Below are 23,234 nucleotides of genomic sequence, written 5' to 3'. Positions count from 1 at the left end.
GCCACCCCTCAGGAGCAATCTCATCGTCACCAGGGAACGACCTGAGGAGTGAGTCGGATGGAATGGACGCCCGAGGCGATCAAGGCGGAGATGGACTACCGGCAGGAGGCCCTGCGCGAGGACGCCCGCCGGGTCCGCGAGTTCTACCGCAACGGCGGGCAGCCGCGGTCGTGGTGGCACCGCATGACGCACCGCCACGAGCCTGAGGTACCCGCCGGGCCGCAGGCCGCGTGATGCGCTGGAAGACCGCAAGGGGTGTGGTTCCTCTCGTCCGGGAACCACACCCCTTGCGGTCGTGCGCGCGAATCAGGCCTTGGGCAGCCAGGCCTTCACCTTGTCGCCGTTGGCGTCCACCCACTTCTTGGCGGCGTCCTCGGGCTTCATCTTGTCCTCGGCGATGTACTTCGCCACGGTGTTCTGGTCCTCGTTGGTCCACTTGAAGTTCTTGACCAGCTGGAAGGCGGGACCGTTGGCGTCCGCGAACTTCTTCGACACGAGCTTGTCGAGGTCGTAGTCCGGGTAGTCGCAGGCGATCTTCTCGGCGTCGGCGTCACATCCCGGCGTGTACGCGGGCAGCTTCACCTTCTCGAGCTTGATCTCGTTGAGCAGCCACTGCGGCGAGTAGAAGTAGCCGATGACCCACTTCTTGTCCTTCTCCGCCTGGCGGAAGGCCTGGATCAACGCGGTCTCGCTGCCGCCGTAGACGACCTTGTAGTTGAGGTTCAGGTTCTTCACCAGAGCCTCGTCATTCGTCACGAACGACGGGTCGCCGTCGAGCAGCTGGCCCTTGTCGCCGGACTCCGAGGTCTTGAACTTGTCCGCGTACTTGTTGAGGTTGTTCCAGTCCAGGATGTCGGGGTGCTCCTTGGCGAGCCACGGCGGCACGTACCAGCCGATCTGGCCCTTCACTCCCGTGGACCCCGCGCTGACGGCGGTCTTCTGCTCGTCGATGTACTTCTTGCGCAGGTCGTCGTGACCCCAGTTCTCGACGACGGCGTCGACCTCACCGGTACCGAAGCCCTGCCAGGCCACCTCTTCCTTGAGCTCCTTCTTGGTGACCTTGCACTTGAGCTCCTTCTCGGCCACGTACGCGAGCACGGCCGCGTTCGCCTCGTAACCGACCCACGGGTTGATCGCGAGGTTGAACGTGCCGCAGTCGCCGGTCGCGCCCGAGGAGGTGTCACCGACCTTGGCGCCACCGCAACCAGCCAAAACCACGAGCGCCACGAGCCCTGCGCTCACGGTTCCCAGCACGCTGTGCCTAGCCACTTTCCAGACCTCCTAGTTGGTCCACCGCTTGGCGGCCGCCTGGGTGAGGCGGTCGAGCATGACGCCCAGCACGACGATCGCGAGACCGGCCGCGAGCCCCTTGCCGTACAACTGGCCCTGCGAGAACCCGGCCACGACGTCGTAACCGAGCGCGCCGGCGCCGACGAGACCGCCGACGACGACCATCGAGAGCACGTAGATCAGGCCCTGGTTGGCGGCGAGGGTGAGCGCCCCGCGCGCCATGGGCAGCTGCACCTTCACGATCGTCTGCCACGAGCTCGACCCGAGCGCCGTCGACGCCTCGACGGTCGCGGGCGACACCGCCCGGACGCCGTCCGCGATGATCTTGATCGCGACCGGTGCCGCGAACACGACGGCCGCGATGATCGCGGTGAAGCGCGACGCCGAGAACAACGCGAGGAACGGCACGAGGTAGACGAACGCGGGCATGACCTGCGCCGCGTCGAGCACCGGCCGGATGACCCGGTCGGCCCGCCTGCTCCGTCCCATCCAGACGCCGACGACGATCCCGAGCACCATCACCAGGACCGTGGCGACCAGCGTGGACGCCAGCGTGATCATCGAGTCCTGCCACAGGCCGGTCGCGATCAGCAGGGCGACGCACACCGCGGATACGATCGCGCAGCGCACGCCGGCGATGAGGAACGACACCGCGACGATCACCAGTGCCACCAGGAACCACGGCGACTCGGCCAGCAGCGCCTGCAGCGGGTTGATCAACGCGAACGTGACGAAGTCCTTGAACCCGTTGGTGAGCACAGGAAGCGAGTCCTGCGCCCACTCCGTCACCGCGGTCGCGCCCTTGTTGATCGAACTGCCGATCTCCACGTCCGACTGGAACTCCGCCGCCCACAGGTAGGTGTAGGAGAGGTAGACGCAGACGCCCGTGACGCCGAGGCCGCCGAACAACGCCCACCGGGGCAGCTTCCGCCGTTCGCTCGCGGCGGCCGTCGTCACGCGGTCCAGCACGATCGCGAGCACCACGATCGCGAGGCCCGCGTTGAACGCCGTGCCGACGTCGAGCGTCTGCAACGCCTTCACGACGGTCTTGCCGAGCCCCGGCGCGTCGATCAGCGCGGCGATCGTGACCATCGACAGCGCGGCCATGATCGTCTGGTTGACACCGAGGACGATGGTCTTGCGCGCGGACGGCAGCAGCACCTTCACGAGCGTCTGGTTCCGCGTCGCACCAAGGGATTCGCTCGCCTCGACGGTGTTGCGCGGGACCGAGCGGATGGCGTGCGCGGTGATCCGGATCGCGGGCGGCGCCGCGTAGATCAGGGTCGCGATGGTCGCCGACGCCGGGCCGATCAGGAAGAACAGCGTGAGCGGCGCGAGGTAGACGAACGTCGGCATCGTCTGCATGAAGTCGAGCACCGGCGTCAGGACCCGGTTGGCCCGATCGGACAGTCCCGCCCAGATGCCCAGCGGGATGCCGAACAGCAGCGAGATCACGACCGCGGCCAGCGTCAGCGAGAGCGTGTCCATGCTCTCCTGCCACAGGCCCTGCAGACCGAGGAACACGAAACCGGCGACCGCGAGCAGCGCGATCCGCCAGCCGGCGACCGCGAGGCTCACGAAGCCCGCGATCGCGACCACGCCGAGCCAGCCGATCACCGGCACCGGCCGGTCGAACGACGGTTGCGCGATCAGGGCCTGGATGAAGGTCACGAACTCGTCGATGACGAGCCGGATCTCGTTGAAGAAGTACAGGAAGACGGGGTTCGAGTTCCTGGACGCGCCGACGGCGTCGTTGACGCTGTTGATCCAGCGGTGCAACGGCGTCAGGTCGGCGGCGCCGAGCGAGAGCGTCCAGACGTTGCGCAGGACGAGCCACAGGACCAGCCAGGCGACCACGATCCCGGCGACGATCAGCGACTTCCGGTACCGGAGCACACCGGGTTGTCGTTGCTGCGGCTGGTGGTGCGGCGGCGACGGGGGCGCGGCGACGGCGACCATGCTCACGCCTCCCCGGCCACTACCCCGAGGATCTCCTCGTCGGCGACGACCCCGAGCAGCTCGCCGTCCCGCACGACCTTGACCGGCTTGTGCGCGCTCAGCACGCTGCGCACGGCCTCCCGCACCACGGTGTCGGGCGGCAGCTCCGGTCCGTCGAGCTCGTCCTCCGGCGTCGGCGGCCGCATGATCCACTTCAGCGTCAGCACCTGCGAGCGCGGCACGTCCCGCACGAAGTCGCGCACGTAGTCGTCCGCGGGCGCGCCGACCAGCTCGTCACCGGTGCCGACCTGCACGACCTTGCCGTCGCGCATGATCAGGATGCGGTCGCCCAGCTTGAGCGCCTCGCTCAGGTCGTGGGTGATGAAGACCATCGTCTTGCCGACCTCGCGGTGCAGCCTGATGACCTCGGACTGCATGTCGCGCCGGATCAACGGGTCGAGCGCGGAGAAAGGCTCGTCGAAGAACAGGACGTCGGGATCTCCCGCGAGAGCGCGCGCGAGACCGACGCGTTGCTGCATACCGCCGGAAAGTTGATCCGGAAAGGACTTCTCGTAGCCGGTCAGACCGACCAGGTCGATCACTTCCTGGGAGCGCTCCCCGCGTTTCGCGCGCGGTACCCCGCGGATTTCCAGCCCGTAACCGACGTTGTCGGCGACCGTTCGATGGGGAAGCAGGCCGAAGTGCTGGAACACCATGGAGAACTTGTGCCTGCGCAGGTCACGCAGACGTTTCGCGTCCGCGTCGAGAATGTTCTCGCCCTCGAACATAATCGTTCCAGCAGTCGGTTCCACGAGCCTCGTCAGGCACCGGACCAGAGTGGACTTGCCCGATCCGGACAGTCCCATGACCACGAACATCTCGCCGGGAGCGACGTCGAAGTCCACTCCGCGCACGGCGGCGACGGCACCGGTGCGGTCCATCAACTCCTGCCGCGACAAGGCTTTGAGCTCGTCCGAGGCCACCAGCCGAGCCGCGTTGGGGCCAAACACCTTCCACAGGTCCCTGACCGAAATCACGGGATCCACGCCAAACCACTCCGACCTGTTGCGGACTGCTGTTGCGGACTACGCACACCGTTTCTCGATGCGCGACAGCATTGACCTTCGCACGAGTGCGGTCAAGGGCTGATACAAATTCGATCCTTTGTGGACATCCAGTCATCCCATGACTTGACGCGATCTGATCGATGGGGAAAAGCTGAACTGAGCGGTCTCCTACATCGCTCTTCCCCCCGACGAGGAGCTGTTCGTGCAAGCCCCCAGAATCGCTCTCGCAATGACGTTCGTCTTGACAATTGCCGGTTGTGGCAGCGGATCAACGGCGTCACCGCGGTCCAGTTCGGCAGCACCGACCGAGCCCTGCGACTCCATCACCATCGCCGTCAACCCGTGGGTCGGATACGCGGCGAATGCGGCCGTGGTCGCGTACCTCGCCGAGAAGCGGCTCGGGTGCAAGGTGACGAAGAAGGAGGTCGACGAGCAGACCGCCTGGCAGGGCCTCGATTCGGGCGAGATCGACGTGATCCTGGAGAACTGGGGTCACGAGGACCTGAAGCAGAAGTACATCGAGGAGAAGCGCACCGCCGTGCGCGTCGGCCCGTCCGGCAACAAGGGCGTGATCGGCTGGTACGTGCCGCCGTGGATGAAGAAGGAGTTCCCGGACATCACGAACTGGCAGAACCTCAACAAGTACGCCGAGAAGTTCCGCACCGCGCAGTCCGACGGCAAGGGCCAGGTGCTCGACGGCGACCCGTCGTTCGTCACCAACGACGAGGCCCTGGTCAAGAACCTGAACCTGAACTACAAGGTCGTCTACGCGGGCAGCGAGGACTCGCTGATCAAGGCGTTCCGCCAGGCGCAGGAGAAGAAGACGCCGCTCATCGGCTACTTCTTCGAGCCGCAGTGGCTGCACCTCGACATCGAACTGGTCAAGGTGGACCTCCCCGAGTACACGGCGGGCTGTGACGCGGACGCGGCCAAGGTCGCCTGCGACTACCCGCGCTACGAGCTCGACAAGATCGCCTCCAAGAAGTTCGTGGACAAGGGCGGCCCCGCCGCACGGCTGGTCCAGAACTTCCAGTGGAGCAACGACGAGCAGGACACGGTCGCGTCGTTCATCGCGAAGTACAAGATGTCGCCCGACGAGGCGGCGAAGCGGTGGGTCGAGGCGAACCCGGACCGCGTCGACGACTGGCTCACGAAGGCCAAGCCGTAACTAAAGTCCACGTCTCGTGGACTAGTTCCGGCCGCGAGACCACCACTTCTCGTCGGGGCCGGAGATGTCCTCGACGCTCAGCCTGCGGACCGACCCGGCGCGCTTGAGCCGGGCGACGAGCTGGTCCTGCCGTTGCGCGAGCCGGCGGTAGATCTCCACGGCGGAGGTCTCCTGCCGGCCCTGCCGCCGTTCGACGGTGCGCCAGTTGCCGAGGAACTCCAGGGTGAGGTCGGCGACGGCCTGACCGGCGTGCGCGGTCAGCGTGTCGGCGGGGGACGCGAACCGTCCGGCGTGGAACGCGAGGTTGCGCGTGACGTAGAGCCACTCGAGCAGTGCGGCGGCGGTGTCCTCCTGCTCGCGCAACCACCCCGCGAGGACCTCCGAGTCGGCGAGCCGCGCCCTCCACAGTTCCACGAGGTCGTGCACCAGACCGCCCTCGCTCTCGGCGAGCGCCGTGATGGCCTCCTGGGCAGCGCCGAGCTGCGCGTTCGGGCGGTTGTGCGGGATGAGCGCCTCCAGCCAGGCGTCCACCGACTTCAGGTGGTGCTTCACCCCGGTCGTCGGCACCTGCGCGTCGAGCGGCCGGCGCAGGTCGGTGTCGTGGTTGGTGACGACCACGTGCAGGCTGACCAGGTGCTGCCGCAGCACCTGCAGCGCACAGGCCTTGGCGAGCCACGCGATCTTGCTCGGGTCGAGCCCGGTCGCCTCCAGCGCGCTCCACGCGAGCCCGGCGCTCGCCATCGGCGCGTCGACCTGCCGCGCCAGGTTCGCCACCCGCATGGCGCTGCGCAGCTCGACCGGCCAGTAGGCGGTGAGCGGATAGGCGTTGCCGACCGTGCGCTGGTGCTCGGTGCCGCGGGTGACGCGCCCGCCCGGCCCGCTGACCTGCCAGACCGGCGCGATGTGCAGCTCGGTCAGCCGCTCCCCCGCCGCGTACTGGTCGAGCACCTCGCTCAGCACCCGGCGGCCCCGCAGCGCGGCCGTGTGCACGTCCGCCGCCTCGACCGGCACCCGCACCAGCACCGACGACCCGGTGACAGCGTCCTTGAGGAAGTCGTCCTTCGGCAACCTGTTGCGGTGCAACGGTTCCTGCCGCGCTCCGGGCAGCAGCCCGTCCAGGTGCCGCAGCACGCGCGCACCCCGCACCACGAACGCCACGACGTGCTTCTGCTCCCGCGGCCACAGCACCTCACCGAGGTCGCCGGGCTTCTTGAGCCAGCGCAGCAGGTCCGCGCGCAACTGCCGGCCGTCCTGCCCGTGCACCGCCACGACGACCGCCACCTCGGCGATCATCCTGGCGCGCAACGGGAGCTCGACCCCGTTCCACAGTGGAGTGATCCACTTCCGGACGGCCTTGCCCAGCGCCCTGGGATCGAGCTTCGCCGCCGCGGCGGCCGTGACCGCGGGGTCGAGCTTCTGCCCGTCCGCCGCGATGGCCGCGTCGACCTTGACGAGCACCCTGCGCGCCTTGGCCAGCACCATCCCGCCACCGTGCTCGTAGGCGGGCTTCGCCGCGTCCATGCACGCCAGCGACGTGGTGATGATGCGCCGCAACAGGTTCCACCGCGGCTGGTCCTCCGCGGCATGACTTTCCAGCGCCGTCTTGGCCCTGGTGACCGCGAGCACGGCGCTGTTGAGCCCCGCGACGTGCTCACCGAGGTGCGCGTCGGGGTCGAGCGCCCGCAGCACGCCCTGCAGCAACGCCCGTTGCCCCCGGTCGAGCCCGGCGTGGTCGAACGCCTGCCGCAGCCGGTCGTCGAGGTACTGATAGCGCACGTGACGCACCATAGAGGGCATGGACAACCGGAAAGCGGTCTTCGCGGGCACCGACGGCCACGCCCTGGCAGGCCGCCTGGAACTGCCCGAGGGCGAGATCGTCGCCACCGCGGTCTTCGCGCACTGCTTCACCTGCGGCAAGGACTCGGTAGCCGCCTCCCGCATCTCCCGCCGCCTGGCCGAACGCGGCGTGGCCGTCCTGCGGTTCGACTTCACCGGCCTCGGCCAGTCCGGCGGCGACTTCGCGAACACCACCTTCACCTCGAACGTCGACGACCTCGTCTGCGCGGCCGATCACCTGAAGGACACCACCGGCGCCCCGAGCGTCCTCATCGGACACTCCTTGGGCGGCGCCGCCGTCCTCGCCGCCGCACGCCGCATCCCGTCGGTCAAGGCGGTGGTGACCATCGGCGCCCCCTTCGACACCGCGCACGTGGAGCACCTGCTCGGCCCGTCCCGCACGGAGATCGAGGCCGCGGGCGTCGCCGAGGTGCTGCTGGCCGGACGTCCGTTCCGGATCAGCACCGGCTTCCTGCGCGACATCAAGGAGCAGAACCAGACGGCGTGCATCGCCGATCTCGGCCGCGCGCTGCTCGTCATGCACTCGCCGCAGGACGACACGGTGGGCATCGACAACGCCCGGCTCGTCTTCGACTCGGCGCGCCACCCCAAGTCGTTCGTGTCCCTGGACGGAGCCGACCACCTGCTGACCGACCGGGCGGACGCGGCGTACGTGGCGGAGGTGCTGGCGGCGTGGGCGAGCCGCTACCTGAAGTGAACCGAAAGCCCCCGACCACGTGCTCTGTCGAGGGCTTTCGTCAACCGATCGGGGCGACAGGATTTGAACCTGCGACCCCCCGCTCCCAAAGCGGGTGCGCTACCAAACTGCGCCACGCCCCGGTTGCACACAGCTTACCGCCACCCGCTAAGGTAGTGATCGCAGCCCCACAAGGGCGGCACTGCGGGCGTAGCTCAATGGTAGAGCCCTAGTCTTCCAAACTAGCTACGCGGGTTCGATTCCCGTCGCCCGCTCTGACGAAGGCCCGAGCGCTCACCGCACTCGGGCCTTTTTCGTGAACTGGGTCACGCCGAGGCGATGCCGATCTGCACGAGCCGGTGCGCCGGCGTCTCGATCTCGTCCACCACCGCCACCGCGAAGTCCTCGTACGACAGCTCGTCCGCCGGGTCCACCTCACCCACGGCGTACCGCCCGGTCGCAACGCCGCCGAAGTTCCCCACCGGACTCATCACCAGCCAGTCCGCGTCGGACGCCGCCAGCACCTCCACCCCCGCCGCGTGCCCGAGGCAGAACGGCCGGTACTCCGCCGGGAAGTCCGGCCCGTCCACCACGCGCACGCCGGCAGAGTCCTCCAGCAGCGTGTAGATGCCGACCAGGATGACGCGCCCCACACCGGACGCCACCAGTGCGCGGGCCGTCGACGTGTAGAACTCGGAAGGGTCGCGGGACAGGTCGACCACCGCGCTCACCGCCACGTCGTGGCCCGCCGCCACGTCGGCCCGCACGCCGGGGTCCCGGCCGACCCTCGTGACCTCGTGGCCGCGGGACTCCGCCGCGGCCGCGATGCGCCGTCCCGCCTGACCGGACGCGCCGAAAACAACGATCTTCGCCATGAGCGCGAAGGTAGGCTGCGGGCGGCCGGTTTCCGCAACGGTATCGGGGGTGAGCAGGTGAAATGCACGCACGAGCTGCCGTACCGGATCGGTGGCAGGTGGACCGCGCACGTGTTGCGCGCGCTGCAGGGCGGGCGGCGGCGGTTCGGTGAGGTGCGGGGTGAGATGCCCTGGGTGACGGCCAAGGTGCTCGCCGAGACGTTGCGGGCCATGGAGCGCGACGGGACGGTTTCGCGCGAGGCCTTCGAGGAAAACCCGCCGCGGGTCGAGTACGAGCTGACCGCGCAGGGGCGCAAGGTGCTCGGACTGCTCGACCTGTGTTGTGACTGGGCCCGAGAGAACCTGGTGGAGACGTGAGACTCGAACAGATCGTGCTCGACAGCAACGACCCCGCGACGCTCGTGCGGTTCTGGGCCGAGTTGCTCGGCGGCGAGCCGGTGGAGCGCGAGCACGGGTGGGCGCACGTCGAACCGCCCGGCGGGGTGCGGATGTCGTTCCAGCCGGTGCCGGAGCGCAAGGACGTGAAGAACCGGTTCCACCTCGACTTCGAGGTCGAGGACATCGAGGCGGCGGTCGTGAAGGCGGTGAGCCTCGGCGCCACCCGCGACGGGGTCGTGCACACCGACGAGAAGGGCAGCTTCCAGGTCATGCGCGACCCGGAGGGCAACGAGTTCTGCTTCGTGCGCTAGTGGAAGGCGCGCCAGAGCGCCTCACCGAAGCGGATCGCGAGGATCAGGAGCAGCAGGCCGATCGCGAAGCTGATGAGGCACCGGACGACGACCAGCAGCTTGGCGCCCTTCACGCCGCCATGATTTATCGCTGCGGGGGAAGAACAACAGAGTCCATCGGGCCCAATACGATGCCGGTGTGACCGACTGCCTGTTCTGCCGCATCGTCGCGGGCGAGATCCCGGCGACCGTGGTGACGGAGACCGACACGACGCTCGCGTTCCGCGACATCGACCCCAAGGCGCCCACGCACGTGCTGGTGATCCCCAAGGAGCACCACGTGGCGATCGGCGACGTCGACCCGGTGCTCGCGGGGCAGATCCTCGCCACCGCGCACCAGGTCGCGAAGTCCGAGGGGATCGACGAGTCCGGCTACCGCCTCGTCTTCAACACCGGCCGCGACGGTGGCCAGACCGTCTTCCACGTGCACTGCCACGTCCTCGGCGGGCGCGGCCTCAGCTGGCCCCCGGGATAACCATCTCCCGCACGAACCGGGCGTCGACCGGGTCCCCGTGACCCGGCACGACGATCCGCGGTTCCAGTTCCAGCAGCCGGTCGAGGACGTGCCGCCAGTTCGACGGCGTCGCGTCCGGACCGGCCTGCGCGGGCGCGCCCTGCTCCACCAGGTCTCCGGCGAACACGACGCCGGCGTCCGGCACGTGCACCACCACGTCGTGCGAGGTGTGCGCGGGGCCGAAGTGGTGCAGGTCGACGCGGCGACCGCCGACGTCCAGGGTGACCATCTCGCGGAACGTGTGCGTGGGCGCGACGAGCCTGCCCTCGAACGGCTCGTCGTAGTACTCCGCGCGGTCGGCGAGCAGGCCGGAGTCGACCACGCAGTCCTCGTGCGCCCACACCTCGCACGGCAGGAACGCCTCGGTCGCCAGCACGTGGTCGAAGTGGTTGTGCGTCAACACGATCCGCGACGGCCGCACCTCGTGCGCGAGGGCCGGGTCCATGCCGGAGTCGACGAGCAGCGACTCGCCCGCCCCGACGACGAGCCCCAGCGTCAGGTCCAGCTCGGTGTGCCGGCGGACGAACACGCCGGGCGCGATCTCGATCACCGCAGCACCCCGTCCACCAGCACGGGAGCCGCGTTGCTGACGTTGATCCGCACCGCGAGGTCGACGTCGGCGGCGTGGCCGTTGTCGATCAGCTCCCGGCCGGAACCGCAGCCCCGCACCGCGGCGGGGACGTCGGTGGTCCGGAACGCGGTGGCCGCCATCCGCGCCTCCGGCGACGCCGTCCCGGCCAGCGCCGCGATCACCGCGCCCGCGCCCAGGTAGTCCTCGACGCACGGGCGCAACGGCCCGAACTCGCGCGGGCCGGTCCCGAGCACGTCGAGGCCCCAGCGCTCGCCGCCGGGAACCACGCCGATGGTCTTCCCCAGCTCCTGCGCCCTCCTCGCCACGGCCGTCGCGTTGCGCAGGCAGGCCGCGAGCACGTGCGCGCCGGTCTCCGCGGCGAGCGAGCACAGGTTCGACCCGTTCGGCGACGGCAGCTCGACCAGCCCGGTCGCCCCAGCGAGTGACGCCGGTCGCAGCGTCCGCCCTGATTCGGGCCGCCAGCGCGAGGGGCGGACCTGGCCGCCGTTGCCGACCACCAGGTCGACGGAGGTCGTGAACGACAGGACGTCCACGACGACCAGCACGTCGCAGTCCCGCAGCGCGCCGACGCCCTCGGGCCCCCACTCCAGCCTCAGCTGGTACCCCTCTTGGCTGAACACATCCCCCAGCGTGTCAGACTCCGTGACGTGCGCGTTTATCTGGCAGCAGACCACGCTGGCTTCGAGCTGAAGTCCCACCTGTCCACGGCTCTCACGGAGCAGGGTTACGAGGTCGTCGACGTCGGCGCCCACGAGTACGACGCCCTGGACGACTACGTGTCGTTCTGCGTCGACGCCGCCGAGAAGGTCGTCGGTGACCCCGGCAGCCTCGGCGTCGTCATCGGCGGTTCGGGCAACGGCGAGCAGATCGCCGCGAACAAGGTGAAGGGCGCCCGCGCCGCGCTGGCGTGGAACGTCGACACCGCGCAGCTCGCCCGCCAGCACAACGACGCCCTCCTGGTCGGCATCGGTGCCCGCCAGCACACGACCGAGGAGGCGACCGAGATCGTCTCGGCGTTCCTCAAGACCCCGTTCTCGGGCGAGCCGCGCCACCAGCGCCGCATCGACCAGGTCAGCGCCTACGAGAACAAGGCCTGATGCCCGAAGGCCACACGCTGCACCGCCTCGCGCGGCTGCACCAGCGTCGGTATGCGGCAAAGCCCGTGTCCGTCACGAGTCCGCAGGGGCGCTTCGCGGCGTCCCTTGTGGACGGTCGCAGGCTCGTCCGGGCCGAGGCGCACGGGAAGCACCTCTTCCACGTGTACGGCCCGGACGCGATCGTGCACGTCCACCTCGGGCTGTACGGCACGTTCACCGAGTCGCCGCTGCCGGTCCTGCTGCCCGTCGGCCAGGTCCGGATGCGGATGGTCGGCGAGACGCACTGGACCGACCTGCGCGGTCCCACGGCGTGCGAGGTGCTGAACAAGGCCGAGGTGAAGGCGATCCGCGACCGGCTCGGGCCCGACCCGTTGCGCCGCGACGCCGACTCCGACCTCGCCTTCGAGCGGATCACCCGGTCGAAGCAGTCGCTCGCCGTGCTGCTGATGGACCAGAAGGTCCTCGCGGGCGTCGGCAACGTCTACCGCGCCGAGGTGCTGTTCCGGCACAACGTGAACCCGCTGCTGGTCGGCAACAAGGTCAGCCGCGAGCTGTGGGACGCCATCTGGGCGGACCTGGTCGTGCTGATGAAGGACGGCGTCAAGGTGGGCCGGATCAACACGGTCCGCCCCGAGCACATGCCCCGTGCGATGGGCCGCGCGCCCCGCATGGATCGGCACGGCGGTGAGGTGTACGTCTACCGCCGTGCCGGGGAGCCGTGCTTCGTCTGCGGCACCGAGGTGCTGACCACCGAACTGGCCGCCCGCAACCTCTTCTGGTGCCCGGTCTGCCAGCCCTGACGCGCGGCTAGAAGTCGAAGCCGCCGCCCATGTCACCGAAGTCGAAGCCTCCGGTGTCGCCCATGTCGGCGACGTCGGAGGCACCGCCCATGTCTCCCATGTCGCCCATGCCCGCGTCGGCCATGCCGTAGTCGCCGACTCCGTGCATGCCGGAGAACATGGCGTCCATCAGCAGGAACGTGCCCACGCCCCACGCGCCGGCCACGAGCGCGGGCTTCCACCACGGCTCGGAGTACCAGCCACGCGGCACCGGACGTCCGGCGACCATGCCGCCGGGGTAGTAGTACGGCGTGCCCGAACCGGAGTGCGGCGACGCGGCGTACTGGTGGCCCTCGACGCTGACCTGGCGGTCCTCGCTGACGGCACCCGCCTGCTTCTGGCCGGCGCTCTCGGGCAGCGCGGGACCGGGGTCCATGTCCATCGCCTGACGTGCGGCGCGGACGTAGTGCAGGCCTTCCATCGCGGTCTCGGTGACGAGCCTGGCCTGCGGGATCGTGCGGGCCTGTTCCATCTGGGACCCGGCGGCGGTGAAGCGCTCGGACGCGTCGGCCAGCGCCTGCGTCGCCGCGGCGTTGCTGCCGGTGAGGCTCATCACCTGCCCGCCCAGCCGTTCGACCCAGCGGCGTGCCTCGGCCTTGGCGTCGTCGAGCTCCCGCGCCTTGCGCGCGTTGCTCTGACTGACCAGGTAGAACACGCCCGCGACCAGCAGGACGAGTACGACGATCCACACGACGGTGCCCACGGCTTTACCTCCCACGGCAGGTAAACCGTCAACGAGTGAACGCCGGTCGTAGTTCCGTCAGAACACCTCGGGGCAATGGGGCTCATGTGCACCGAGGAACGCCAACGTGAGCGCGTCGACGTGTCCGGCCGTGTGTTCGACCACGCGGTGTGCGCGCCTGAGCACGGAAAGCCTTGCCCCGCCGAGGTAGGCGCTGCCCAGCGCGGCGACGTCGAGCGTCACGTCCGCCGGGTCCTCCGTGCGCGTGACCACCGCCTCACCGCCCTTCACGGTCAGCCGCCAGTGGCCGGAGTTCCACGGGCACAGGTCGTCCTCGACCGCCAGCACACTGTCCACATCGGACGAGTAGCGGCGCAGCGGCAGCGCCTTCTCCACGTCCACGACCCGCAGCCACAACGCGTCGGTGAACTCGCGCCGCACCTTCCGCGGGTTGTCGACCATGTGCAGGATCGGGTCGTCCGCGGCCGTGTAGAACGAGATGCTGCCGGCCAGGTCGAGGTCCAGCAGGAACCGGTAGAGGTCGGCGTAGGCCTGCTCGGTCTCGCAGACCAGCTCGCGCACGTGCAGCTCGTGCTTCGGCCCGCCGTTGTCGCCCTCGTGCTTCACCCGGAACACCACGTAGCCCTCGGGGTGCAGGCAGTAGCGGTAGGACGTGAGGCCGCCGCGGTCGCGTTCGGCGTCGGCGAGGTGCACGTCCCACGTGTTCTCCACGCGGCTCAGCCAGCCGGTCCGGGTGCGGCGCACCCGGTCGTGGACCTCGCGCATGAACGGCATCGCCTCGTCGCGGGTGACCTGCCGGATCCGCGCCGGGCTGACGGACACGCCGGCGTGGAACGGCATCCGCGTCGGCATGGTCAGCATCGACAGGCTCGACGCGTACTCGCCGTAGCCGAACCGCCGGTAGATCCCGCCCTCCGACGCCCAGAGGATGCCGATCGACTCACCGGCGTCGTGCATGGCGTGCAGCTGCGTCTTCATCAGCAACGAGGCCATGCCCCGCCGGCGATGGCCCGGTTTGACGCCCACGACGGTCACCGCGCCGACGTCGGCCTGCAGGCCGCCCGGGACGGTCAGCTGACGGGTGAGGATGCCGCCGGTGCCGACCATCTCGTCGCCGTCGAACACGGCGTGCGCGCGGTCGAGCTCCAGCACCTTCAGCCAGCGGTGGTCCCCGACGGGTTCGTCGAGGAACGACCACGCGAACACCTGGTGGAACGCGGGGAGGTCGGACTCGGTGATGGTCCTGATGCTCAGCGCCGGATCAGCCATGCCCGCAGTGATACGCGGGTGCGGCCGTTCCCGCAGCCCAATTACCGCTGGACCGACTTGACCTCGCAGAACTCGTCGAGCCCGAACCGCCCGAACTCGCGCCCGTTGCCCGACTGCCGGTACCCGCCGAACGGCGCGCTCGTGTTGAACGCGCCCGCGTTGATGTCGACCTGCCCGGTCCGGAGCCTGCGGGCGATCCTCAGCGCCCGGTCGGTGTCGGCGGAGAACACGCCACCCGCCAGCCCGTAGATGGTGGAGTTCGCGATCCGGACCGCGTCGTCCTCGTCGGCGTAGGGCATGACCGACAGCACCGGCCCGAAGATCTCCTCCTGCGCGATCGTCATCTCGGTCGTGACGTTTCCGAACACCGTCGGCGTCACGTAGAACCCCTTGTCGAGCGGCGCCTCCGGCCCACCGGCGGCGAGCGTCGCGCCCTCCTCGATCCCCGTGCGGATGTACCCGACCACCCGGTCGCGCTGCGCCGCGGACACCGCCGGCCCGATGCGGGTCGTCGGCTCGCCCGGATCGGCCGACGCGTACTTCTTCACCGCCTGCGCGGCCAGTTCGACGGCCTCGTCGTGGCGGTCGGCGGGCACCAGCAACCGGGTCCACGCGCTGCACGCCTGCCCGTTGTTCATGAACGAGTTAGCGACGGCGATCTTCACGGCCCGCCCGAGGTCGGCGTCGTCGAGCACGATGCACGCTGACTTGCCGCCCAACTCCAGCGCGACCCGCTTCACCGTCTCGGCCGCCACCGCGGACACCCGCCGCCCGGCCTTGGTGGAGCCGGTGAACGACACCATGTCCACGTCAAGGTGACCGGCCAGCGCCTCACCGACCACGGGACCGGTGCCGTGCACGACCTGGAACACGTCAGCCGGCGTCGCGCTCCGGACGATCTCGGCCAGCAGGTCCGCGGTCGTCGGCGCGAGCTCGCTCGGCTTCAGCACCACTGTGTTGCCCGCGGCGAGGGCCGGCACGACCTTCGCGACCATCTGCTGCAGCGGGAAATTCCACGGCGTGATCGCCGCGACCACCCCGACGGGCTCGCGGAAGACCAGCGAGTTGCCGATCTCCTCGGGCTCGAAGTAGCCCTGCTCGACGACGTCCGCGATGCCCTCGGCGATGGCGATCGGGTTCGCGACCTGGACCTTCTGGCTGAAGGTGAGCGGGGTGCCCATCTCGCGGGTCATCGCGGCGGCCAGCTCGGTGGCGCGGTCCCGCAGACCGTCGATGATCGCGCGGACGGCCTTGACCCGCTCGGCCGGCGAGGTCTCCGACCAGGCCGGGAAGGCTGTCTTGGCCGCGGCCACGACGGTGTCCACGTCGGCCGGGGTGGCCTCGGTGAGCGTGCCGATCACTTCCTCGGTGGCGGGGTTGACGACCTCGATCACGAGAGCCCTCCTGGGATGTGACACCACTTCGCTGACTTCGGGCCAGCCTGTCACATCTCGGGGTGGGGGTCACGTCGAGGTGGGCATGGGGGCAGGGGGACGGGCGGTGGCGGCAGGAGCGGGACGGGTACCGGGCGAGGTGGGCAGAGCGCGGCGGGGCGGCACGGGCGGGGCGGCACGGGCGGGGCGACACGGGCGGGGCGACACGGGCGGGGCGACACGAGCAAAGCGCAGCGGCGAAATTTCGGCGGCGCCACCACTACCCCGGCGCCATCCCGCCTCCCCGCCACCGTTCGCGCCGCCACCGTCCGCGCCGCCACCGTCCGCGCCGCCACCGTCCGCGCGGCACCTCAGGCAGGCGTCACCACCCCTCCCAGCCGCCGCTCCCGCAACACCCGCAGGTGCACCGCCGCCCAAGTCCGATAAGGCCGCCAAGCCTCCGACACCTCGCCCAACGGCCGCCCGTACCGCTCCGCCACCTCATCGGTGAGCCGGGACTCGTTGTGCGGCACCGCATCCGGCTCGTTCGCACCGCGCAGCACCACCAGCTCGGCCGCGAACGGCCCCAGCCCCTTGACCTGCTGCACCGCCAGCACGGCCGCGGCCGGCTTCATCGCGCGCAACGACACCGCGTCCAGCAGCCCGTCGAGCGCCGCCTCCGCGACGGCCCGCAGGTACTCGGCCTTGCGCCCCGGCAGGTCCAGCGGCCGAGACACCAGCGAGGCAGGAGACGGAAACACACCGTCCTCCAGCAGCGAAGCCTTCAAAGCCGCCGCCTGCAACATGCGGACGCGCTGCGCCAGCACCGACCACGCGGCCGCCTCGTACGCCGAGTAGAAGCCGCACGGCCGCAAGCCGGGTAAGGCGGCCTGGGCGGACGCGATGACGGGATCGCGCGACGCCACCGAAGGCCAGCCCCGGCCGTCCACGTCCAAGGACAGGAAACGGCACACCTGGGCGGCGGCCCGGTCCAGATCGCCATCACCGGACAGGGACAACACGGCAGTGGCGCCGTGCTGGGTCACGGAGACCGAAGCACGGCGCCACTCACCCTCGACCAGGAACGTCGCCTCCAGCGCCGCACCGGGGCGCGGAGGCAACGCGGACGGCGTGAAGCCCTCCCAGAAGGCCCGGGACGTCTGGAGCGACCAGGGGCCCCGGACCTCGACTTCGACGCGGTGGTCTGCCATGTCACAGGACGCTAGCGAGCACCCCTGACAGAAAATCAGCTGAAGTCGAGGTCACCCGTCCGGGTGCGCTTGAGCTCGAAGAAGTACGGGTAGCTCGCGAGCAGCTGGGCGCCGTCGTAGATCTTGCCCGCCTCCTCGCCCCGCGGGATCTTCGTGAGCACCGGGCCGAAGAACGCGACGCCGTCGATGTGGATGGTCGGCGTGCCGACGTCCATGCCGACCGGGTCCATGCCGCGGTGGTGCGACGCCCGCAGCGCCTCGTCGTACTCGGTCGAGTGCGCGGCCTCGGCGAGTTCGGCCGGCAGCTCGGCGTCGGCCAGCGCGAGCTTGATGACCTCGTCGAAGTCCTGGTTGCCCTCGTTGTGGATGCGCGTGCCCATCGCGGTGTACAGCTTCGGCAGCACCTCGTTGCCGAACTTCTGCTCTGCGGCGATGGCCACGCGAACCGGACCCCAGCCCTTGGTCATGAGCTCCCGGTACTGCTCGGGCAGGTCGCGGCCCTCGTTCAGCACGGCGAGGCTCATCACGTGGAAGCTCAGGTCGATGTCGCGGACCTTCTCCACCTCGAGGATCCACCGGGAGGAGATCCAGGCGAACGGGCAAAGAGGGTCGAAGTAGAAGTCGACCTTCGCCTTGTCGGTCATGCGTGCCCCTTCAGTGACGGTCGGTGGCGTTATCGCCCCATCAGCCCAACCAGATCACCCTGTCATCTCTTCCCGTACGCCGGTTCCGTGATTGGATGCGGGAGTCATAACCATTCCCGACGACGTCAGCGCGTAACCAAACGCGTGGCAGACGAGGTGACCAGTGGCCGCGCCCAACCTCACCCGCGACCAGGCTCAGGACCGTGCTGAGCTGCTGGAAGTGGAGTCCTACCGGATCGAGCTGGACCTGACCGACGGCGGCGGAAAGCCGGGTTCGGACACGTTCCGCTCCACCACCACCGTGGTGTTCCGCAGCCGGACTCCGGGTGCTTCCTCGTGGATCGACATCGTGGCGGCGACCGTGCACCGCGCTGTGCTGAACGGGAGCGAGATCGACGTCTCCGACTACCGCGAGGAGGACGGCATCAGGCTGTCGGACCTCGCGGAGACGAACGAGCTCACCATCGAGGCCGACTGCCGGTACATGAACACCGGCGAGGGCCTGCACCGGTTCGTCGACCCGGTCGACGGCGGGGTGTACCTCTACTCGCAGTTCGAGACCGCGGACGCCAAGCGCATGTTCGCGTGCTTCGACCAGCCCGACCTCAAGTCCGTCTACTCGATGAAGGTGACGGCGCCGCACGACTGGAAGGTGGTCTCGAACGGCGAGATCATCGCCACGGAGGACGGCGAGGGCGGCGCGGACGTGCACACGTTCGCCACCACCAAGCCGATGTCCACCTACATCGTCGCGCTGGTCGCCGGTCCGTACGCCGAGTGGCGCGACGAGTTCGTCGAGGGCGACTTCACGATCCCGCTGGGCATCTACTGCCGCGCCTCGCTCGCCCCGCACATGGACGCCGAGCGGCTGTTCACCGAGACCAAGCAGGGCTTCGGGTTCTTCCACAAGGCGTTCGGGGTGCAGTACCCGTTCGGCAAGTACGACCAGTGCTTCGTGCCCGAGTTCAACGCGGGCGCGATGGAGAACGCCGGCTGCGTCACGTTCCTCGAGGACTACGTCTTCCGCAGCCGCGTCACCCGCTACCTCTACGAGCGCCGCGCCGAGACCGTGCTGCACGAGATGGCGCACATGTGGTTCGGCGACCTGGTCACCATGCGCTGGTGGGACGACCTGTGGCTGAACGAGTCGTTCGCCACCTGGGCGTCCGTGCTCGCGCAGGCCGAGGCCACCGAGTACCGCCAGGCCTGGACGACGTTCGCGAAGATCGAGAAGTCCTGGGCGTACCGGCAGGACCAGCTGCCGTCCACGCACCCGGTCGCCGCGGACATCTCCGACGTGCAGGCGGTCGAGGTCAACTTCGACGGCATCACCTACGCCAAGGGCGCGTCCGTCCTCAAGCAACTGGTCGCGTACGTCGGGCTGGAGAACTTCCTGGCGGGCCTGCGGGTCTACTTCGCCAAGCACGCCTGGGGCAACGCCACGCTGGCCGACCTGCTGGGCGCGCTGGAGGAGGCGTCGGGCCGCGACCTGTCGTGGTGGAGCGCGCAGTGGCTGGAGACCACGGGCCTGAACCTGTTGCGCCCCAAGTTCACCGTGGACGCTTCGGGCAAGTTCACCGAGTTCGCCGTGCTGCAGGGCGGCGCGCGTCCGGGCGCCGGTGAGCTGCGCACGCACCGCATCGCGATCGGCGTCTACGACGACGACGGCAGCGGCAAGCTCGTCCGCACGCACCGCCACGAGTTGGACGTCACGGGCGACCGCACCGAGGTCCCCGAGCTCGTCGGTGTCCACCGGGGCAAGATCGTGCTGGTCAACGACGACGACCTCACGTACTGCACGATGCGCCTCGACCCCGACTCGCTGGCCGCGCTGATCGACCACATCTCCGACATCGCCGAGCCGCTGCCGCGCACGCTGTGCTGGTCGGCCGCGTGGGAGATGACCCGCGAGGCCGAGCTCAAGGCCCGCGACTTCGTGAACCTGGTGCTCGGCGGACTGCACTCCGAGTCCGAGGTCGGTGTCGTGCAACGACTTCTGCTGCAGGCGCAAACCTCGCTGTCGTCCTACGCGGACGACTCGTGGCGTGCCGAGGGCTGGCGCCGGTTCGTCGCGAAGGCGCTGGAACTGGCGCAGGCGGCCGAGCCGGGTTCCGACCACCAGCTGGCGTTCGTGAACGCGCTCGCCTCGTCCGTGCTCGACGACTCCACTGTGGACGTCCTGCGCGGCTGGTACGACGGCAGCGCCGTGCTGGAGGGCCTGGACGTCGACACCGACCTGCGCTGGCGCCTGCTGCAGGCCCTCGTCGCGCACGGCAGGGCAGGACTCGACGAGATCAACGCCGAGGAGGAGCGCGACCCGACCTCCACCGGTCACCGCCGCGCCCAGTCCGCCCGCGCGCTGCGCCCGACGACCGAGGCCAAGGACGAGGCGTGGGACCGCGCCGTGAACGACGACGAGCTGCCCAACGCGGTCAGCGAGGCGATCATCGCGGGCATCTCGCACCCGAGCCAGAAGGAGCTGCTCGCGCCGTACGTCGAGCGCTACTTCGCCGACGTCAAGGGCGTGTGGGACCGCCGTTCCTCGGAACGCGCGCAGTCCATGGTCGTGGGCATGTTCCCGGCCTGGTCGATCGCGAAGTCCACTGTGGAGGCAGCGGACGCGTGGCTCGCCGACGAGCACCCGCCCGCCCTGCGCCGGCTGGTGTCCGAGGGCCGCGCGGGCATCGTGCGCGCGCTGGCCGCGCAGGAGTTCGACCGCTCCTGAGTTCGCTTGATGGGGGAAGGCCCCGTGCCGCTGTGCTGGCGGCACGGGGCCTTCCCGTTGGCACACAAGGGGGAGACATGATCGGCGAACTGGTGGAACGCTGGCACCGCGGCTGGATCGCGGCCGAAGGGCTGACGTCCGAGTGGCGCGACGGTCAGCTGGTGGTCCACGTGAACCGGCCGCACCGCGTGCACGAGTGGATCGCCACCGACGACGAGAAGGTTGACGCGCTGGCGGCGACCGTCGCCGCGGCACCGGAACCGAGCTGGCTGAGCGTGCCCACGCAGTCGCCGCAGGAGGTCGTGGCGGAGATCGAGGCGGCCGGACTCGTCGTCGCACGGCCGGACGAGACGTTCATGCGCCGGCCGCTCGAAGGCCACCCGGCACCGCACCCGCCCGAGGGCTACGCGGTGGAGGTCACCAGGAACCCGGTGATCGAGGTCCGCGTGCTGACGGCCGACGGCGACCTGGCCGCGAGCGGGCTAATGGCCGTCGTGGGCGAGGACGCGGTGGCGCACCGCATCGAGACCGCCGAGGCACATCGGCGGCGCGGGCTGGGCAGCGTCGTCATGGGCGCGCTGGTCCGGGCGGCGGTCGAGGACGGGGCGCGCACCGGGCTGCTGTTCTCGTCGACCACGGGCGTGCACCTGTACCGCAGCCTCGGCTGGGAGCGGATCTCCGACCTCGTGGTCGCGCACAACCGCGTCAGCGCGTGAAAAACGCCCCCGGCGCGGTGCCGGGGGCGTTCCGAAGCTGGATCAGGACCGCTTGCCGGCCTGGTCGGTCAGCATGCGCAGGCCCGACACGAGGCCGCCCGCGAGGTCGCCCTCCTTGAAGGACGCGACCATGCTCATCACGGCGAGCTTGGCACCGCGGTCGGCGAGACGGCGGTGGGACTCCTCGCCCGTGACGACCTCGACGACGCGCTCGCCCGGCGACACGGCCACGAGGACGTGGTGCGTCGGGCGCTCCGTGGAGGCGTGCAGCTCCTGCGCACGCTCGTGGGCGTTCGCGCCCAGCTCGCCCAGGTACACGCTGAAGTCGAGGCCCGTGGACCGGCTGGAGAGCGTCAGCGCCTCGTCCAGCTGCGCGAGCTGGGCCGGCGTGAACGGCAGCTCCGGGGCGTGCGGCTCGTACATCTTCGCCGCGGACACCCGGCCGCTGTTCGTCACGACGGCGCCGAGCGGCAGCGTCGACGGGTCGACGGGCTCGATCGCCTTACCAGTTGCCACGTGCGCCTCCCTTGGCGGTCGAGCCCGAGGCACCGGACTCGGCTGCGCTGTGGTGCTCGGCGCTCAACCCGGCCGGGTTCGCGCTCCACCACACCGGGGCGTAGCCCCACTCCTGGCCGGGCCGGTACCGGGGAATCCGGGTGGCCTTTGGCCTCACCGTCAGCAGCGTGATCACGCCGTAGATCGCCAGCGGGATCAGCGCGAAGACGAGAACGGTCTCCACGATGGTCACGGCGGGTACGGTAGCCGAACTCAGCCGCGCACGAGCGGCCGGGCCAGCAAGATCGCGGTCAATCCCACTATCGAGCCCGCGACGACGTAGACGGCGCCGAGCGACGTCGCCTCGGCGAGCGGTCCGGCGAGGCCCGCGCCCAGCGGCGACAGCCCCCACGCGAGCACCCGGTAAGCGCTGGTCACGCGGCCCATCATCGGTCCGGGCGTGAGCCGTTGCCGCCGGGTCGCGGACAGCACGTTCCACCCTGCGGACGCCGTGCCGAACAACACGCACGCCAGCACCGCCACGACCAGCCACGACGTGAGGCCGAACAGCGCGAACGCGGCGCCGAGCAACGCGAGGAACCCGACCATGACGCGGCCGGCACCCCAGCGCGCCGCGAGCCTCGGGGACAGCCGGGCGCCTAGCAGAGCACCGGCCGCCATGCACACGACGAGGAACGGAACCACCGGTTCGCGAAGGCCGAGCACCTGGATGGAGTAGAGCGCCAGCATGGCGTTGACCGCGGCCGCGCAGACGGCGGTGATTGCAACGGCAACTACCAGTGACCGCAGGCCGGGAGTCCTGATCAGGAACCGCGCCCCCTCGACCAGCTGCCCGCGAAGATCGCTCCGGGAACGTTCGGGGGCGACGTCCGGCACGCGGGACACGAGCACCGCGGCGGCGACGAACGAGAGCGCGTCAAGCGCGAAGCAGGCCGCCGGAGCCCACCAGAAGAGCGCCGCGGCGGCCAGTGGACCGGCGAGGTCCATGCCGATGGTCTCGACCGTGACGAACCGGCCGTTCGCCGCCTCCAGCTCACCCGGCCCCGCGAGTTCGACGAGCAGCACCTGCGACGCCGAGTCCGCGAACGTCTCCGCGGAGGTCAGCACAAAAGCCGTGGCGCACAAGACGACGACCGTCGCGTGTCCGGTGTGGACCGCCAGCGCGAGCAGTCCGGTCACCCCGGCGCGCAGCCAGTGGGCCGCGACGACCACCGTTCGCGGTCTCCAGCGGTCCACGAGGGCGCCGGCGGGCAGTGCGACGAGCAGCCAGGGCAACGTGAGCGCGACGGCCACGGCGGACACGGCGAGCGGGCTGCGGGTGCTCGCGGCGGTGAACAAGGGCAGCGCGACGACGCGCACGCCGTCGCCCACGAGCGAGACCGCCCAGGCGCCGGTGAGCGCTCGGAAACCCTGTCCGTGCACGCCTTTTGCCGTAT

The 23,234-nt window shown here is 69.9% G+C and carries 25 protein-coding genes and 2 tRNA genes; 11 read left to right on the top strand and 16 right to left on the bottom strand.

The annotated features are described in order from the left end of the window. The first annotated feature begins 57 nt into the window (after positions 1-57). A complete protein-coding gene (locus ABZX02_RS24765) occupies positions 58-234 on the top strand; it encodes a hypothetical protein (protein WP_355301029.1) in 177 nt (58 codons plus the stop codon). Positions 235-306: 72 nt separating this feature from the next. On the opposite strand, the gene ABZX02_RS24760 is transcribed toward ABZX02_RS24765, so the two are convergent. The 3 genes from ABZX02_RS24760 to ABZX02_RS24750 are packed head-to-tail and all read right to left on the bottom strand — an operon-like array spanning position 307 to position 4,274. Beyond that, positions 307-1,242 (bottom strand): ABC transporter substrate-binding protein, encoded by a 936-nt coding sequence (locus tag ABZX02_RS24760; protein WP_355301027.1) that lies wholly within the window; start codon positions 1,240-1,242, stop codon positions 307-309. Positions 1,243-1,281: 39 nt separating this feature from the next. Continuing rightward, positions 1,282-3,249 carry an ABC transporter permease subunit gene (locus ABZX02_RS24755; protein ID WP_355301072.1) on the bottom strand — a complete coding sequence of 656 codons (1,968 nt, stop codon included), beginning with the start codon at positions 3,247-3,249 and terminating at the stop codon, positions 1,282-1,284. A gap of 2 nt (positions 3,250-3,251) precedes the next feature. Continuing rightward, the gene (locus ABZX02_RS24750; protein WP_355301025.1) at positions 3,252-4,274 is read right to left on the bottom strand and encodes a glycine betaine/L-proline ABC transporter ATP-binding protein; all 1,023 of its coding nucleotides are present in this window, start codon (positions 4,272-4,274) and stop codon (positions 3,252-3,254) included. 250 nt (positions 4,275-4,524) lie between these two features. Between ABZX02_RS24750 and ABZX02_RS24745 the strand changes: the two genes are divergently transcribed. After that, a complete protein-coding gene (locus ABZX02_RS24745) occupies positions 4,525-5,463 on the top strand; it encodes an ABC transporter substrate-binding protein (protein WP_355301023.1) in 939 nt (312 codons plus the stop codon). A 21-nt stretch (positions 5,464-5,484) separates the two neighbouring features. Here the strand turns inward: ABZX02_RS24745 and ABZX02_RS24740 are convergent, their stop codons facing one another. Then, positions 5,485-7,239 (bottom strand): hypothetical protein, encoded by a 1,755-nt coding sequence (locus ABZX02_RS24740; protein ID WP_355301021.1) that lies wholly within the window; start codon positions 7,237-7,239, stop codon positions 5,485-5,487. Positions 7,240-7,258: 19 nt separating this feature from the next. Between ABZX02_RS24740 and ABZX02_RS24735 the strand changes: the two genes are divergently transcribed. Further along, positions 7,259-8,017 (top strand): alpha/beta hydrolase, encoded by a 759-nt coding sequence (locus tag ABZX02_RS24735; RefSeq protein ID WP_355301019.1) that lies wholly within the window; start codon positions 7,259-7,261, stop codon positions 8,015-8,017. Between the two features lie 48 nt (positions 8,018-8,065). Here ABZX02_RS24735 and ABZX02_RS24730 read toward each other — a convergent pair. Then, a tRNA-Pro gene (locus tag ABZX02_RS24730) sits at positions 8,066-8,139 on the bottom strand. Between the two features lie 61 nt (positions 8,140-8,200). Here ABZX02_RS24730 and ABZX02_RS24725 point away from each other — a divergent pair. Then, positions 8,201-8,271: transfer RNA gene (locus ABZX02_RS24725), tRNA-Gly, on the top strand. A 51-nt stretch (positions 8,272-8,322) separates the two neighbouring features. Here ABZX02_RS24725 and ABZX02_RS24720 read toward each other — a convergent pair. After that, positions 8,323-8,871 carry an NAD-binding protein gene (locus ABZX02_RS24720; RefSeq protein ID WP_355301017.1) on the bottom strand — a complete coding sequence of 183 codons (549 nt, stop codon included), beginning with the start codon at positions 8,869-8,871 and terminating at the stop codon, positions 8,323-8,325. A 57-nt stretch (positions 8,872-8,928) separates the two neighbouring features. Between ABZX02_RS24720 and ABZX02_RS24715 the strand changes: the two genes are divergently transcribed. From ABZX02_RS24715 to ABZX02_RS24705, 3 genes are all read left to right on the top strand, one after another. Continuing rightward, positions 8,929-9,228 (top strand): helix-turn-helix domain-containing protein, encoded by a 300-nt coding sequence (locus ABZX02_RS24715; RefSeq protein WP_355301016.1) that lies wholly within the window; start codon positions 8,929-8,931, stop codon positions 9,226-9,228. Beyond that, entirely contained in the window at positions 9,225-9,560 is a 336-nt protein-coding gene (locus ABZX02_RS24710; RefSeq protein WP_355301014.1) for a VOC family protein, read from the top strand. Before ABZX02_RS24715 ends, ABZX02_RS24710 begins: the two co-directional genes overlap by 4 nt. 178 nt (positions 9,561-9,738) lie before the next feature. After that, entirely contained in the window at positions 9,739-10,074 is a 336-nt protein-coding gene (locus ABZX02_RS24705) for a histidine triad nucleotide-binding protein (protein ID WP_355301012.1), read from the top strand. On the opposite strand, the gene ABZX02_RS24700 is transcribed toward ABZX02_RS24705, so the two are convergent. Together ABZX02_RS24700 and ABZX02_RS24695 are read right to left on the bottom strand one after the other, a co-directional pair. Then, positions 10,055-10,663: an MBL fold metallo-hydrolase gene (locus tag ABZX02_RS24700; RefSeq protein WP_355301010.1), complete on the bottom strand. Its 609-nt coding sequence runs from the start codon at positions 10,661-10,663 to the stop codon at positions 10,055-10,057. The two genes, ABZX02_RS24705 and ABZX02_RS24700, sit on opposite strands and share 20 nt — an antisense overlap. Continuing rightward, positions 10,660-11,325 carry a 2-phosphosulfolactate phosphatase gene (locus tag ABZX02_RS24695; protein ID WP_355301008.1) on the bottom strand — a complete coding sequence of 222 codons (666 nt, stop codon included), beginning with the start codon at positions 11,323-11,325 and terminating at the stop codon, positions 10,660-10,662. The genes ABZX02_RS24700 and ABZX02_RS24695 overlap by 4 nt, the downstream gene beginning before the upstream one ends. Before the next feature lie 27 nt (positions 11,326-11,352). On the opposite strand from ABZX02_RS24695, the gene ABZX02_RS24690 reads away from it, so the two are divergent. Both ABZX02_RS24690 and ABZX02_RS24685 read left to right on the top strand, forming a co-directional pair. Next, positions 11,353-11,802, top strand: a complete 450-nt coding sequence (locus ABZX02_RS24690) for a ribose-5-phosphate isomerase (protein WP_355301007.1) — start codon at positions 11,353-11,355, stop codon at positions 11,800-11,802. Continuing rightward, entirely contained in the window at positions 11,802-12,602 is an 801-nt protein-coding gene (locus ABZX02_RS24685) for a zinc finger domain-containing protein (protein ID WP_355301005.1), read from the top strand. The genes ABZX02_RS24690 and ABZX02_RS24685 overlap by 1 nt, the downstream gene beginning before the upstream one ends. Before the next feature lie 7 nt (positions 12,603-12,609). Here the strand turns inward: ABZX02_RS24685 and ABZX02_RS24680 are convergent, their stop codons facing one another. The 5 genes from ABZX02_RS24680 to ABZX02_RS24660 all read right to left on the bottom strand — a co-directional run bounded on the left by ABZX02_RS24680 (position 12,610) and on the right by ABZX02_RS24660 (position 17,841). Next, positions 12,610-13,344, bottom strand: a complete 735-nt coding sequence (locus ABZX02_RS24680) for a hypothetical protein (protein ID WP_355301003.1) — start codon at positions 13,342-13,344, stop codon at positions 12,610-12,612. Positions 13,345-13,401: 57 nt separating this feature from the next. Continuing rightward, positions 13,402-14,613 carry a GNAT family N-acetyltransferase gene (locus ABZX02_RS24675; protein WP_355301002.1) on the bottom strand — a complete coding sequence of 404 codons (1,212 nt, stop codon included), beginning with the start codon at positions 14,611-14,613 and terminating at the stop codon, positions 13,402-13,404. 41 nt (positions 14,614-14,654) lie between these two features. Then, a complete protein-coding gene (locus ABZX02_RS24670; RefSeq protein WP_355301000.1) occupies positions 14,655-16,007 on the bottom strand; it encodes an aldehyde dehydrogenase family protein in 1,353 nt (450 codons plus the stop codon). A gap of 350 nt (positions 16,008-16,357) precedes the next feature. Beyond that, positions 16,358-17,197 carry a DNA-3-methyladenine glycosylase 2 family protein gene (locus tag ABZX02_RS24665; protein WP_355300998.1) on the bottom strand — a complete coding sequence of 280 codons (840 nt, stop codon included), beginning with the start codon at positions 17,195-17,197 and terminating at the stop codon, positions 16,358-16,360. 35 nt (positions 17,198-17,232) lie between these two features. Beyond that, on the bottom strand, positions 17,233-17,841 hold the full coding sequence (locus tag ABZX02_RS24660) for a DsbA family protein (protein ID WP_355300996.1): 609 nt from the start codon (positions 17,839-17,841) through the stop codon (positions 17,233-17,235). A 163-nt stretch (positions 17,842-18,004) separates the two neighbouring features. Here ABZX02_RS24660 and pepN point away from each other — a divergent pair, with 163 nt between their 5' ends. Together pepN and ABZX02_RS24650 are read left to right on the top strand one after the other, a co-directional pair. Then, on the top strand, positions 18,005-20,566 hold the full coding sequence (gene pepN, locus ABZX02_RS24655) for an aminopeptidase N (RefSeq protein WP_355300994.1): 2,562 nt from the start codon (positions 18,005-18,007) through the stop codon (positions 20,564-20,566). Between the two features lie 77 nt (positions 20,567-20,643). Further along, complete coding sequence (locus ABZX02_RS24650) at positions 20,644-21,282, top strand: GNAT family N-acetyltransferase (protein ID WP_355300992.1); 639 nt, start codon at positions 20,644-20,646, stop codon at positions 21,280-21,282. A 42-nt stretch (positions 21,283-21,324) separates the two neighbouring features. On the opposite strand, the gene ABZX02_RS24645 is transcribed toward ABZX02_RS24650, so the two are convergent. Genes ABZX02_RS24645 through ABZX02_RS24635 form a run of 3 tightly spaced genes read right to left on the bottom strand, consistent with a single transcriptional unit; the run spans position 21,325 to position 23,220 of the window. Then, entirely contained in the window at positions 21,325-21,798 is a 474-nt protein-coding gene (locus tag ABZX02_RS24645; protein ID WP_355300990.1) for a DUF5130 family protein, read from the bottom strand. After that, the gene (locus ABZX02_RS24640; protein WP_355300988.1) at positions 21,785-22,030 is read right to left on the bottom strand and encodes a hypothetical protein; all 246 of its coding nucleotides are present in this window, start codon (positions 22,028-22,030) and stop codon (positions 21,785-21,787) included. The genes ABZX02_RS24645 and ABZX02_RS24640 overlap by 14 nt, the downstream gene beginning before the upstream one ends. A gap of 20 nt (positions 22,031-22,050) precedes the next feature. Continuing rightward, positions 22,051-23,220, bottom strand: coding sequence for an MFS transporter (locus ABZX02_RS24635; RefSeq protein WP_355300986.1), 1,170 nt, complete (start codon positions 23,218-23,220; stop codon positions 22,051-22,053). Positions 23,221-23,234 lie beyond the last annotated feature (14 nt).

The organism is Lentzea sp. NPDC003310 (assembly GCF_040610935.1).
GTDB lineage: Bacteria > Actinomycetota > Actinomycetes > Mycobacteriales > Pseudonocardiaceae > Lentzea.
Note: the sequence above shows the minus strand (reverse complement) of the source record. Positions and strands in the feature narration are given on the sequence as shown.